Origin of the sequence: Brucella tritici (assembly GCF_902825325.1) — a bacterium.
Lineage (GTDB): Bacteria > Pseudomonadota > Alphaproteobacteria > Rhizobiales > Rhizobiaceae > Brucella.
In genome coordinates this window covers 258,518-271,642 of sequence record NZ_CADEAR010000003.1, presented here as the reverse complement: position 1 = coordinate 271,642, position 13,125 = coordinate 258,518, and the positions used below count along the sequence as shown (strand labels likewise).

The window sequence follows — 13,125 nt, the reverse complement described above, 5'->3', positions numbered from 1 at the left end:
GGCGACGGCTGCGCCTCTTGACGCTTCACACCTCAATGTCGCATAGCGACGGTAATTCTATTCTAGTCTGACAGGTACGATCATGGGTTTCAAATGCGGCATCGTCGGTCTGCCAAATGTTGGCAAGTCGACGCTTTTCAACGCGCTGACCAAAACGGCCGCCGCACAGGCCGCAAACTATCCGTTCTGCACCATTGAGCCGAACACCGGCGAAGTGGCGGTTCCCGATCCGCGCCAGAACGAGATTGCCAAGATTGCAGGTTCGAAGGAAATCATCCCGACCCGCATCAACTTCGTGGACATTGCAGGTCTCGTGCGCGGCGCATCGAAGGGCGAAGGTCTCGGCAACCAGTTCCTCGCCAATATTCGAGAAGTCGATGCCATCGTACATGTGCTGCGCTGCTTCGAGGACGATGACATCACCCATGTCGAAGGCCGCATCGATCCGGTATCGGATGCCCAGACGGTTGAAACGGAACTGATGCTGTCGGACCTCGAAAGCATCGAACGCCGCATCGTTCAGATCCGCAAGCGCGCCACCGGCAAGGACAAGGAAGCCCTCACCATTCTGCCGGTGATGGAAACGGCACTCGAACTGCTCCAGAACGGCCAGCCGGTCCGCCTGATGCTGAAGGACATTGCTGCAGAAGACCTGCTGACGCTGAAGGGCCTGAACCTTCTGACCTCCAAGCCTGTTCTTTATGTCTGCAACGTCGCAGAAGGCGACGCCGCCAAGGGCAACGAATTTAGCGCTGCCGTCGACAAGATGGCCGACGAACAGGGCGCGCAGACGGTCATCATTTCGGCTGCAATCGAAGCGGAAGTTGCACAGCTTCCCGATGAGGAAGCCAAGGAATATCTGGAAAGCATGGACCTTGAGGAACCGGGTCTCGACCGCCTGATCCGCGCCGGTTACAAGCTTCTCGACCTCATCACCTATTTCACCGCAGGACCGAAGGAAACCCGCGCCTGGACCATCCGGCGCGGCACCAAGGCTCCGGGCGCTGCCGGTGTGATCCACACCGATTTCGAGCGCGGCTTCATCCGCGCCCAGACCATCGCCTATGAAGACTACGTCAAATACAACGGCGAAGTCGGAGCGAAGGAAGCTGGCAAGGCAAGGGACGAAGGCAAGGAATACATCGTCCATGACGGCGATGTGATGCTGTTCCGCTTCAATACCTGATACGTTCAGGCCGCCGAAAACCGGCGGCCTTTTCTTTATGCCTACAGGGAGGAGATCGAGGGTGAGCAAACCTCTGCCGAAATATGCTTATGAGGATATGGAACCGGGAATGGCCCTTCCCTTCGGTCCTCGTACGATCAACAAGGAAGAAATCATCGAATTCGCCAGCGAGTTCGATCCGCAGCCATTCCATCTCGATGAGGAAGCGGGCAAGGCCAGCGTCCTCGGTGGGCTGGCCGCATCAGGCTGGCAGACAGCCTCCCTCATCATGCGCATGGTCTGCGACGCCTATCTCACCAATTCCACCTCGCAAGGCGGTCCCGGCGTCGAGTTCACACGCTGGAAACGCCCCGTGCTTGCGGGCGATACGCTGAATGGCGTGACGACGATCAAGGACAAGCGCATTTCCAAATCACGCCCGGCAATCGGGCTGGTAACGTTCCATCATGAGCTGTTCAATCAGCGCGGCGAAAGCGTGTGCGAAATGCAGCACCCATGCATGATGCTTCGCCGCGATTACGATGCGACGACGGGAGGAGCAGCATGAGCTTTCTGGAAGAAAATCTCGGGCAGAACCTCGTTATCGGCAGCTATACGTTTACGCCTGAGGAAATCATCGATTTCGCCAAAAAATACGATCCGCAGCCGTTCCATCTGGATGCCGAAGCAGCAAAGAAGAGCGTCTTCGGCGGGCTTTGCGCCTCCGGCTGGCACACCACGGCGGTGTTCATGAAGCTCAATGTCGCTTCCATCGTCCAGGCCACCAAGGATGCGCTGAAACGCGGTGAGACGCCGCCGACATTTGGCCCCTCGCCCGGTTTCGAGAACCTGAAATGGCCGAAGCCCGTTTATGCCGGAGATACCATTACCTACAAGCGTGTAGTCCATGCCATCAGGCCGCTCGCTTCCCGACCCGGCTGGTCCATGCTGACCATGACGACAAGCGCCCATAACCAGAATGGTGAAGAGGTGCTGTCCTTCGACAATGCGGCGATGGTGAAGCTGCCGCCCAAGGCCGATGCCTGAAACAACAAAGCCCGGAGCGATCCGGGCTTTTTCTTATTCTCAGTCGCCTTCAAAGGCAACGAGTGTGCGAACCGGCACGCCGAGAGCTTCAAGCTTCTTGCGACCACCCAGATCGGGCAGATCGATAATGAAGCAGGCCGCGACGATATCCGCCCCCATTTGAAGCAGAAGCTTCGCAGCCGCTTCCGCCGTTCCGCCCGTGGCGATCAGATCGTCCACCAGAATAATCCGCTCGCCCTTTTCAATCGCATCGCGGTGCATTTCCATTTCATCAATGCCATATTCGAGGCTATAGGCGATGCGCACTGTATCGCGCGGCAGCTTGCCCTTCTTGCGAATCGGCACGAAACCAGCCGAAAGCTGATGCGCAATTGCGCCGCCAAGAATGAAGCCACGCGCTTCAATACCGGCGACCTTGTCGACCTTGTTGCCTGCATAGGGATAGACCAGTTCATCGACAGAGCGACGAAATGCCTGTGCATCGCCCATAAGCGTGGTCACGTCACGGAACTGGACGCCCGGCTTCGGATAGTCCGGAATGGTGCGGATCGCATCCTTCAGGCTGGCTCTAAATCCGGATTCCATTTTCCATCCTTTCAGGCGGCCTGCAGGCCGGTCAAGTTAATCAAGGCAAAGTTGGGGCCAAGCTCCTTTACACCCTCAAACGGGCAAATTGCAAAAGAAACCGCCCATTTCTGCCAAGAACATTACGGCGACGCGCTGTCTTTTTCATGGCTTATTTGTGGCGCAGCCGACCTTCCAGCTACAGCACAAAAAAATGGGCGCTCACGGCGCCCATTTTTCAACTCAGGTTGATCCATTGTCAGTGCTTGACATCCGACCAGATCGAACGCTTGGCAACATAAACCAGACCAGCAAAAAGGATCAGGAATATGATGACCCGGAAACCGGTCCGCTTGCGATCTTCCAGATGCGGCTCTGCAGCCCACATGAGGAACGCCGAGACGTCGCGTGCGTACTGATCGACCGTCTGCGGCGAACCATCGTCATAGGTGACCTGGTCGTCGCTCAGCGGCTTCGCCATAGCGAGCGCCTTTGCCGAAATGAAGTACGGATTGTAATGCGTACCTTCAGCGATCTGCATACCTGCCGGCGGCTGCTCATCGAAGCCGGTCAACAGAGAATGGATATAATCCGGGCCACCTTCGGCATATTGCGTGAATATATCGAAGATGAACTGCGGAAACCCACGCTCCACTGCACGCGCCTTGGCGATCAGCGAAAAGTCCGGCGGAGCCGCACCATTGTTTGCCGCCGCAGCCGCAGCCGCGTTCGGATATGGCGACGGGAAGTGATCGGTCGGAAGCGCCTTGCGGGTGAACATTTCGCCATCCGCGTTCGGGCCGTCCTGCACTTCATATTCAGCGGCAAGCGCCTTGACCTGTTCCGGCGAGTAACCGAGACCTTCCAGTGTACGGAAGGCCACCAGGTTCATCGAGTGACAAGCCGAGCAGACTTCCTTGTAGACCTTCAGGCCACGCTGAAGCTGGCCCTTGTCATAGGTTCCGAACGGGCCGGAAAAGCTCCACTTTTCCTGCTTGGGATGGTGGATCGGAAAATGTTCCGGCTCCGCAGCATTCCCGCCTTCCTCAGCCGAGGCACCACCCATCGAACTGGCGAAGGCGATACCAAGCGCAACCAGCGGAGCAATACCGAAGGCAGCGAAATTCTTGAGGATGTTTTTCATTGTTACGTCCTTCATCTCTCTCGCTGGTTCAGCCCTTGATTTCCACTGGGGTAATCTCGGCCTTGCCGCTCTTCTCCAGAACCGCCTCGGTGATCGAGTTCGGCAAACGCTTCGGCGTTTCGATCAGGCCGATGACCGGCATGATGATGATGAAGAATGCAAAGTAGTAGAGCGTACCCAGCTGCGCCATGAAGACGTAGGAACCTTCTGCAGGACGCGAACCCAGCCAGCCGAGGAAGATGGCGTTGATCACGAACAGCCAGAAGAACAGCTTGAACCATGGACGATAGACAGCCGAACGAACCTTCGATGTATCGAGCCAAGGCACGACGAAGAGGATCGCGATCGAACCGAACATGGTCAGAACGCCGCCGAGCTTCGAATCGATCGGGCCGATATTGAAGGTGATGGCGCGCAGCATCGCGTAGAACGGCAGGAAGTACCATTCAGGAACGATGTGAGCAGGCGTCTTCAGGGAATCTGCCGGGATATAGTTATCCGGATGACCGAGGAAGTTCGGCAGGTAGAAGACAAAATAGGCGAAGAACACGAAGAAGACGAGCGCACCGAAAGCGTCCTTGATGGTCGCATAAGGCGTGAACGGCAGCGTATCGGTCTTGGACTTGACTTCAATGCCGGTCGGATTGGTCTGACCCGTCACATGCAGCGCCCATACGTGCAGGATAACGACACCCGCAATCATGAACGGCAGCAGATAGTGCAGCGAGAAGAAGCGGTTGAGCGTTGGATTGTCGACCGCAAAACCACCGAGCAGCAATTGCTGGATCGGTTCGCCGATGATCGGGAAAGCCGTGAAGAAACCGGTGATAACCGTTGCACCCCAGAAGGACATCTGGCCCCATGGCAGCACGTAGCCCATGAAGGCGGTTGCCATCATAAGAAGGAAGATCACCACGCCCAGGATCCACAGAAGCTCGCGCGGTGCCTTGTAGGAACCGTAATAGAGACCGCGGGCAATATGGAGATAGACGGCGATGAAGAAGAAGGATGCACCGTTGGAGTGCATGTAGCGCAGCAGCCAACCGGAGTTGACGTCGCGCATGATCTTTTCAACGGAATTGAACGCAATGCCCGTATCCGCAGCATAATGCATGGCCAGCACAACGCCGGTCAGAATTTGCGAAATGAGCATGAAGCTCAGAATGCCACCGAAGGTGTACATGTAGTTCAGGTTACGCGGCGTCGGATAGGCCACGAAAGAATCATAGACGAGACGCGGCAAGGGAAGCCGTTCGTCCACCCATTTTTCGATGCCGGTCTTCGGCGTGTATGTGGAGTGTCCAGCACTCATGTCTTCTCTCCCCAAGACCTGTTAGCCGATCCTGATGACCGTATCGGAAGTGAACGCATATTGCGGGATGTGCATGTTTTCCGGCGCCGGACCGCTGCGGATACGACCGGCAGTGTCATAGGTCGAACCATGGCATGGGCAGAACCAGCCACCGAAAGAACCGGATTCACCGAGCGGCACGCAACCCAGATGGGTACATACGCCGATCATCACCAGCCAGTTTTCCTTGCCTTCGCCTGCCGAGCGGGCGAGATCGGTCGCCTGCGCGTCCGAAGCAAGATTGGCATTACGCGCGATCGGATCCTTGAGATCACCAAGAGCGGTTGTCTTGGCATCCTCGACTTCCTTGGCGGAGCGGTTACGGATGAAAACCGGCTTACCACGCCATTTAACAGTTAATGATGCTCCTTCCGTCAGGGACGAAACATCAACCTCGATGGACGCAGCCGCGAGTGTCGAAGCGTCCGGACGCATCTGGTCGATAAACGGCCAGGCCAGTCCGCCAACTCCGACGACACCGGCCATTCCCGTCGCAATATACAAAAAATCACGCCGTGTCGGCTCAGCCGTGTCGTGTGCGCTCACGTGCCAATTCCTTTTCAACCTGCATGTTCAATTGAACTCTCCCCTCGTCCTCTTTTGCACTTGCGCAAAAGTAGTCCCGCAAGTGCTCACAGGACGAAATTCCCTCCATTTCACTATCCGGTTTATGCGTGTAAAAATCGCTTGTCCAGACACCAAGCCCTTATGACGGCACGATGTCGCAGGCGGATTTGCTTGCTCAATTCAGCGAATGCACAGCAGATCGATAATGGACCACAGACAATGGAAAGCTTTCAACTTTCACCATTCCGCCCTATGAAACCGCCCGACTGACGGGCCCAAAGTCCCGCATAGATGCCGCCACGGGCGATAAGTTCGTCATGCGTCCCCTCCTCCACAATGCGGCCCTGATCCATCACCACGAGACGATCGAGCGCTGCAATGGTGGAAAGGCGATGTGCGATCGCAATCACGGTCTTTCCGTCCATGAGACGTTTCAGATTCTCCTGAATCGAGGCTTCCACTTCCGAATCGAGTGCGGAAGTCGCCTCATCGAGGATCAGGATCGGCGCGTCCTTCAATATGGCGCGTGCGATGGCGATACGCTGGCGCTGCCCGCCGGAAAGCTTGACGCCGCGTTCGCCCACAAAGGCGTCGAAGGAGCGCCGCCCCTGAAAATCCTCGAGATTGGCGATGAACCCGTCAGCCTCGGCCTGACGTGCCGCCTGCAGCAATTCCTCATCGGTCGCATCGTCGCGCGCCAGCATGATATTGTCGCGCAGCGACCTGTGCAGCAGTGCCGTTTCCTGACTGACGACTGCAACGGCCCGGCGCAGCGATGTTTGGGTGACATCGCGAATATCCTGTCCGTCGACAAGGATAGAGCCCTTCTCGACATCATAGAGGCGCAGGATGAGGTTCACGAGAGTGGACTTGCCTGCGCCGGAATGGCCGACGAGACCGACCCTTTCACCACCGCGCACAGTGAGGTTGATATTGTCGAGAACGCCTGCAGCCTTTCCATAATGGAACGTGACATTCTGGACATCGATACGCGCCTTTGTCACCTGCAACGGCTTCGCATTGGGCCGATCCTCAAGACCGAGCGGAGCCGAAACCAGCCGCATGGAGTTTTCGATCAGTCCGAGCTGACGCAGCATTCCGTTGAGCTGCATCATGAGACGGCCAAGCAGCATATTGAGGCGCAGCACGAGGCCAAGCGTGAATGACACTTGCCCGACTGTGATGGCATCGCGGGTCCAAAGATCGATAGCGATCGCCGCAACCGTCACGATCATCAAGCCGGAAAGTGCTGTAAGCGAAACGCGAACGCCGGTGAGCGAGCGCATGAACGGAAGAATAGCGCCAAGATACCGTTCGAAACCGTCGCGCAGATAGCGCTCATCGTCATCGGCAGTATTGAGCTTGATCGTCTGGATGTTGGAATAGCTGTCAACGATACGCCCGTTAATCATCGATCCCGCCTCGGCGGACGCCTCGGCATTCTTGCGGATGCGCGGCAGGTAGCGCCAGGCGATGAAGCCGAAGGCAATGATCCACAGGACCACCGCCGCTGCCAGCCGCCAGTCGAGCCGACCGACCAGAAACAGCGTTGTAATACTGTAGATCGCCATGAACCAGACGACCTGAATAAGGCTTTCGATGAGGTCGCCTGCCGCCTGCCCTGCCTGCCAGACCTTGGTGGCAATGCGCCCGGCAAAATCATTCTGGAAGAAGGCGTAGGACTGGCGGAGAACATAGGAATTCGCCTGCCAGCGGATCATGTTGTAGAAGCCCGGCGACAGGGTCTGGTCCTCGATCAGCGTATTGATCGCTGTCACGACAAGGCGGATCACCAGGACGGTTATACCCATGAACAGAAGTTCGGGCCCTGCCGCCTGCAAAAGCGCCGACCAGCTTCGCTCGACGCCACCTTTTCCCGCCTGATCGAGAATATCGACCAGCCTGCCCGTGAAATAGAATAGGCCCGCCTCGACCAGCGGCAGCAATCCGCCAACCACAAGGGAAGCGGCCAGCGGCCATTTCGCCTGTCTTGCATAATGCCACAGAAAGCCGAGTGTGGTGGAAGGCGGTCTCAGCCGGTCCGGTTCACGAAAGGGATCGACCCAACGTTCGAACAGACTGTAAACCGCTTTCATCAATGGCTTCTGTCCTTATTTTACCAGCGCATCCTCGGTATTTTCATCGAAGCCGAGGAAGCCGCCGGACTGGCGGGCCCATAGACTTGCATAAATGCCGCCGAGCGCCACAAGTTCCTCATGCGTGCCGTCTTCGACGATGCGCCCCTTGTCCATCACGACGAGACGATCAAGTGCCGCGATGGTTGAAAGGCGGTGCGCGATGGCGATCACGGTCTTGCCTTCCATCAAGGTATTGAGGCTGTCCTGAATGGCCGCCTCGACTTCCGAATCGAGCGCCGAGGTGGCCTCGTCCAGAATAAGGATCGGCGCATCTTTCAGCATCACGCGCGCAATGGCAATGCGCTGGCGCTGTCCGCCCGAAAGCTTGACGCCGCGTTCGCCGACATGCGCATCCAGCCCCTGCCGTCCCTTCGGGTCGGTCAACAGCGGAATGAACTGGTCGGCCTGCGCCAGACGGATCGCCTGCTGCAACATTTCTTCTGTCGCATCCGGTCGCCCATACATGATGTTTTCGCGAACCGAACGGTGCAGAAGCGACGTATCCTGTGTCACCATGCCGATATTGGCGCGAAGTGAATCCTGCGTGACTTTGGAAATGTCCTGCCCGTCGATCAGAATGCGGCCCTTCTCCAGATCGTAGAAGCGCAACAGCAGATTGACCAGCGTGGACTTGCCAGCACCAGACCGTCCAACCAAGCCCACTTTCTGGCCCGGCTGGATGGTAAGCGTGAGATTTTCGATAACCCCTTTGCCCTTGCCGTAATGGAAGCCGATCCTGTCGAAGTCGAGCTCGCCTCTGGTCACATGCAATGCCGGTGCATTGGGAATGTCCACGACCTCATGTGAACGCGCAATCGTCGTGATCCCGTCCTCCACCGTGCCTATGTTTTCAAACAGGGCCGACATTTCCCACATGATCCATTGCGACATGCCGTTGAGGCGCAGCACAAGGCCGATGCCGACGGCAACGGCGCCGACGGAAATCGCTTCATTCATCCAGAGCTGTATGCCGATTGCACCCACAGCAAACAGCAGAATACAGTTCGCCATATAGAGCGTGAAATGAAACAATGTGATGAGCCGCATCTGCCGATGCACGGTGCCGAGGAAGCCATCGAGGCTTTCCTTCACATATGATTCTTCCCGGCTTGAATGCGAGAAAAGCTTCACGGTTGCGATATTGGTATAGCTGTCGACGATGCGCCCTGTCATCGACGAACGCGCATCGGCCTGCTGTTCCGAAATCACGCGCAGACGGGGAATGAAGACACGCAGCAATATGATGTAGACGACGAGCCAGACGGCAAACGGGATCATCAGCACCAGATCCGCAGACGCTGCGATGAACAGCGTGCCCGCGAAATAGACGATAACATAGTTGAGCACGTCCAGAAGCTTCATCACCGTTTCGCGAACGGCAAGAGCAGTCTGCATCAGCTTGGTCGAGATACGTCCGGCAAACTCGTCCTGAAAGAACGCCATCGACTGGCGGATCAAGTAACGGTGCATCAGCCAGCGCACGCGCATCGGATAATTGCCGAGCAATGTCTGGTGGATCAGCAGCGAATGGATCAGCACCACACCTGGCAGGCCGATCAGGACGACCCCCGCAATCAGCGCAAGCCGCCAGCCTTCATTGCTCAGGAATGTCTCGCGCGACTGGTGTGACAGCCAATCGACAATATTACCCATGAAGGCAAAGAGCGACACTTCGATCACGGCGATGAGCGTCGTGAAGATCGCCATGCCGATGATCCATGGCCATGCGCCGCGGGTATAATAAAGGCAAAAGGCGACCAGTCCGCGCGGGGGTTCGCGCGGCGGCTCTTCTGGATAGGCTTCGAGTCGTTTTTCAAACCATCTAAACATGGTGCACCTTTTAGGTGGTCCCGGAAGAATTGCCAAGACGGAAGAGGAACAAAACGGGAATATTTCTACAGAGGTGTTCCATAGAAATCACAAGACCGGAGCTGTTGATGCTCTGGCTGTTGCCGCCTTCGGAGCTTGCGACAAACTACATTTCGCGTTACCCGCATCATATGGAACTGCGCGTCGCACTTTACCAGCCCGACATTCCGGGCAATACGGGAACCATCCTGCGTATGGCCGCTTGTCTCGGCTTTGCGGTCGACCTGATCGAACCCGCCGGATTCGACATTTCCGACCGGTCCCTGAAGCGCGCCGGCATGGACTATCTGGAGCAGGCAGCCCTCACCCGTCATCCGGATTGGCGTCACTTCGAAGACTGGCGGCTGCAGGCCGGACGCCGCATCGTATTGCTGTCCACCAAGGCAGCGATTCCCTATACGGATTACCAGTTTCAGGAAAATGACATTCTGCTCTTCGGGCGTGAATCGTCGGGCGTTCCCGACAATGTCCACGATTGTGCCGATACACGACTCCTGATCCCGATGATGCCCGGCGCGAGATCGCTAAATCTTGCGGTTTCGGTTGCGATGACGGCAGGCGAAGCTCTGCGCCAACGAAGGGAAATCGTCGATTCCCTCCGGCAGGAATGACAACATCAGAATCGCGCTTCGCGAAAGGACCGGCTTCGCAAGGCATCCCATCCCCCATCCGGTCTGAAAGGCTCGCTTCGTCCATGAACCTGTCTGTTCGCACACTCGCTCTCGCTGCTTGCACGATTTCTCTGCTGGCAAGCACCTCGGCCTTTGCCAAGGAGGCTTCGCCCATCGCACCGAAGGTGATGGTCATCACCATGTTCGGCGAAGAAGCCAAGCCATGGCTTGAAGGCGAAAAATTCACGCAGAAGCTCAAGCTTCCGGGCCTGAGCCCCGAATATCCGGAGATCGACTGCACCGCCGAAGGGCTTTGCCACATGACGACGGCCATGGGTTTTGCCAATGCCGCAAGCGCAACGGCGGCTATGGCGCTGAGCGACAAGCTCGACCTCAGCCACACCTATTTCCTGATCGCTGGCATTGCCGGTGTCGACCCCAAGCACGGCACGCTCGGATTGGCACATTGGGCAAAATATTCCATTGATGCCAATCTGAACCACCGCATCGACATTCGTGAAGCGCCGGAAGGCTGGCCCACGGATTTCTTCGGCCTCGGCGCTGCAAAGCCCGGCGAGAAGCCGAAATGGGCCGCAGGCACGGAAGTGTTCGAACTGAACGGCAAGCTGGCCGACTACGCACTGGCGACGACCAAGGGCGTCGCACTTCTGGATAGCGACGCAGCGAAGGAATATCGCAAGCACTATGCGCAGGAAGCGGCGACCGGCGCACCCAAGGTCACGATCTGCGATACGGCTTCGGGCGACACCTACTGGCATGGCGCGAAGCTTGGCGAAGCCATGACCGAATGGGTAAAGCTTCTGACCGACGGCAAGGCCGACTATTGCACATCACAGATGGAAGACAATGCTACACTGACCTCGCTGAAACGCGCTGCAGAAGCTGGCAAGCTCGATTTTGACCGCATCGCTTTGCTGCGTACCGCGTCGAACTTCGACCGTCAGGGCAAGGACCAGACGCCAGCTGAATCGCTTGCGGCAAATTCAGGCGGCTTCCCGCTCGCCACGACCAACGCCTATCGCGTCGGCAAGGCTTACGCCGACAGCATCATCCAGAACTGGAATGCGTGGGAAAAGGCACCACAGACTACGGCGCAGTAAGCCTGTAATGGAATAACAATTCAAACAGAGAAGGCGCCCACGAGGCGCCTTTTTGAATCCCTAATCTGAATCATATTTCAAGGCTTTGACCGTTGCGATTAAAGCGCAACTCAATCCGCAGTCGCCAGCCGGCGCATGGTGAATTCGATCACATCGTCCGGTCGCTCGCACCAGCTCTCGATTTCCGTCCAGTAGGCCGCTTTCGGGAATGTCTCGAACCATTCGCGTGCTTTTTCGCGGGCTGCCAGCCTCGGCAGGGTGAATGTCTCGCGAACGAAACCGTCGCGCGGCATCCGGCTCTGCTTCAGGCCTTTCTGGGCGCGACTCTTCTGAAGCTGCTTGCGCAAGCCTTCGAGCGGTGGACGGGGCGGTGCTGCTGTCATGCGTTTGCCTCCAAACCCTAGGTAGAGAAAGATAGGGGAGCAGGTTAACAAAGACGAGTCTTTTCTTGGGGAGAGGGTCTATACTGCCCTGCGATCGCGCGCTTCGCGCTTTGCGCCAGCAGCGGACTTTGATAAGCCAAGAAACAATAGTTCATCCATTTACCCTTGGCCGCCAGATACCGCCGAGCGATCCGGCAAACCGCGCCGGAAGGAAACAGACAATGCAACGCGACGAAATTCCAGCAATCATCCCCGCAGACATCGAAGAGAAGAAGCAGGCGGCACAGCGCTGGTTCGAGGAACTACGCGACCGCATCTGCGCAAGCTACGAACAACTTGAAGATGAATTGCAGGGCCCGCTTTCGGATCGTGAGCCCGGACGCTTCGTCCGCACGCCCTGGCAGAAGGATGAAGGCCGTGGCGGCGGCGGTGTCATGTCCATCATGCATGGCCGTGTCTTCGAAAAGGTCGGCGTGCATGTCTCGACGGTCTATGGCGAGTTCTCGCCGGAATTCCGCAAGCAGATTCCGGGTGCCGAGGAAGACCCGCGCTATTGGGCCAGCGGCATTTCGCTCATCGCCCATCCGCAGAACCCGAATGTACCTGCCGTCCATATGAATACGCGCATGGTCGTAACCACGCGCCAGTGGTTTGGCGGCGGCGCCGATCTGACGCCGGTTCTCGACAGCCGCCGCACCCAGGATGATCCCGATACACTCGCCTTCCACAAGGCTTTTCGTTTCATCTGCGAGAAGCACAAGGATATTGTCGACTACCAGCGCGTGAAGGACTGGTGCGACGAATATTTCTTCCTGCCGCATCGCAACGAGCCGCGCGGTACCGGCGGCATCTTCTATGACTGGCTGCATTCACCGGACGACAAGGGCGGCTGGGACGCGGATTTTGCCTATACGCGCGATGTGGGGCGTGGCTTCTCGGTCGTCTATCCGCATCTCGTTCGCCAGAACTTCAACAAGGATTGGACCGACGCGGATCGCAACGAGCAGCTCATCCGCCGTGGCCGCTATGTCGAGTTCAACCTGCTTTACGACCGGGGCACGATCTTCGGCCTCAAGACCGGTGGCAATGTGAATTCCATCCTGTCTTCCATGCCACCCGTGGTGAAGTGGCCGTAACAGGACTGATTGAAAAGGGCCGGTTTCCC

At 57.3% G+C, this 13,125-nt stretch carries 13 protein-coding genes; 6 read left to right on the top strand and 7 right to left on the bottom strand.

The annotated features are described in order from the left end of the window. Window positions 1–82 precede the first annotated feature (82 nt). The 3 genes from ychF to HWX93_RS05745 all read left to right on the top strand — a co-directional run bounded on the left by ychF (window position 83) and on the right by HWX93_RS05745 (window position 2,212). Window positions 83–1,186, top strand: coding sequence for a redox-regulated ATPase YchF (ychF, locus tag HWX93_RS05755; RefSeq protein ID WP_109987232.1), 1,104 nt, complete (start codon window positions 83–85; stop codon window positions 1,184–1,186). A 61-nt stretch (window positions 1,187–1,247) separates the two neighbouring features. Beyond that, window positions 1,248–1,733, top strand: coding sequence for a MaoC family dehydratase (locus tag HWX93_RS05750; RefSeq protein ID WP_109987233.1), 486 nt, complete (start codon window positions 1,248–1,250; stop codon window positions 1,731–1,733). Further along, a complete protein-coding gene (locus tag HWX93_RS05745) occupies window positions 1,730–2,212 on the top strand; it encodes a MaoC family dehydratase (protein WP_176036801.1) in 483 nt (160 codons plus the stop codon). The genes HWX93_RS05750 and HWX93_RS05745 overlap by 4 nt, the downstream gene beginning before the upstream one ends. A gap of 39 nt (window positions 2,213–2,251) precedes the next feature. On the opposite strand, the gene HWX93_RS05740 is transcribed toward HWX93_RS05745, so the two are convergent. From HWX93_RS05740 to HWX93_RS05715, 6 genes are all read right to left on the bottom strand, one after another. Further along, window positions 2,252–2,797: an adenine phosphoribosyltransferase gene (locus HWX93_RS05740; RefSeq protein WP_109987235.1), complete on the bottom strand. Its 546-nt coding sequence runs from the start codon at window positions 2,795–2,797 to the stop codon at window positions 2,252–2,254. A 238-nt stretch (window positions 2,798–3,035) separates the two neighbouring features. Beyond that, a complete protein-coding gene (locus tag HWX93_RS05735) occupies window positions 3,036–3,920 on the bottom strand; it encodes a cytochrome c1 (RefSeq protein WP_176036800.1) in 885 nt (294 codons plus the stop codon). Window positions 3,921–3,948: 28 nt separating this feature from the next. Continuing rightward, window positions 3,949–5,232, bottom strand: coding sequence for a cytochrome b (locus tag HWX93_RS05730; RefSeq protein WP_109987237.1), 1,284 nt, complete (start codon window positions 5,230–5,232; stop codon window positions 3,949–3,951). A 21-nt stretch (window positions 5,233–5,253) separates the two neighbouring features. Beyond that, window positions 5,254–5,817 carry a ubiquinol-cytochrome c reductase iron-sulfur subunit gene (petA, locus tag HWX93_RS05725; RefSeq protein WP_061345909.1) on the bottom strand — a complete coding sequence of 188 codons (564 nt, stop codon included), beginning with the start codon at window positions 5,815–5,817 and terminating at the stop codon, window positions 5,254–5,256. A 251-nt stretch (window positions 5,818–6,068) separates the two neighbouring features. Further along, window positions 6,069–7,934, bottom strand: coding sequence for an ABC transporter ATP-binding protein (locus tag HWX93_RS05720; RefSeq protein ID WP_176036799.1), 1,866 nt, complete (start codon window positions 7,932–7,934; stop codon window positions 6,069–6,071). A gap of 15 nt (window positions 7,935–7,949) precedes the next feature. Next, window positions 7,950–9,806 carry an ABC transporter ATP-binding protein gene (locus tag HWX93_RS05715; protein WP_176036798.1) on the bottom strand — a complete coding sequence of 619 codons (1,857 nt, stop codon included), beginning with the start codon at window positions 9,804–9,806 and terminating at the stop codon, window positions 7,950–7,952. A 170-nt stretch (window positions 9,807–9,976) separates the two neighbouring features. Between HWX93_RS05715 and HWX93_RS05710 the strand changes: the two genes are divergently transcribed. Together HWX93_RS05710 and HWX93_RS05705 are read left to right on the top strand one after the other, a co-directional pair. Then, window positions 9,977–10,456 carry a tRNA (cytidine(34)-2'-O)-methyltransferase gene (locus HWX93_RS05710; RefSeq protein WP_176036927.1) on the top strand — a complete coding sequence of 160 codons (480 nt, stop codon included), beginning with the start codon at window positions 9,977–9,979 and terminating at the stop codon, window positions 10,454–10,456. 83 nt (window positions 10,457–10,539) lie between these two features. Continuing rightward, the gene (locus HWX93_RS05705; protein WP_176036797.1) at window positions 10,540–11,577 is read left to right on the top strand and encodes a purine-nucleoside phosphorylase; all 1,038 of its coding nucleotides are present in this window, start codon (window positions 10,540–10,542) and stop codon (window positions 11,575–11,577) included. Between the two features lie 110 nt (window positions 11,578–11,687). On the opposite strand, the gene HWX93_RS05700 is transcribed toward HWX93_RS05705, so the two are convergent. After that, on the bottom strand, window positions 11,688–11,960 hold the full coding sequence (locus HWX93_RS05700; RefSeq protein WP_010659602.1) for a hypothetical protein: 273 nt from the start codon (window positions 11,958–11,960) through the stop codon (window positions 11,688–11,690). A 221-nt stretch (window positions 11,961–12,181) separates the two neighbouring features. Between HWX93_RS05700 and hemF the strand changes: the two genes are divergently transcribed. Next, window positions 12,182–13,096, top strand: coding sequence for an oxygen-dependent coproporphyrinogen oxidase (gene hemF / locus HWX93_RS05695; protein ID WP_176036796.1), 915 nt, complete (start codon window positions 12,182–12,184; stop codon window positions 13,094–13,096). Window positions 13,097–13,125 lie beyond the last annotated feature (29 nt).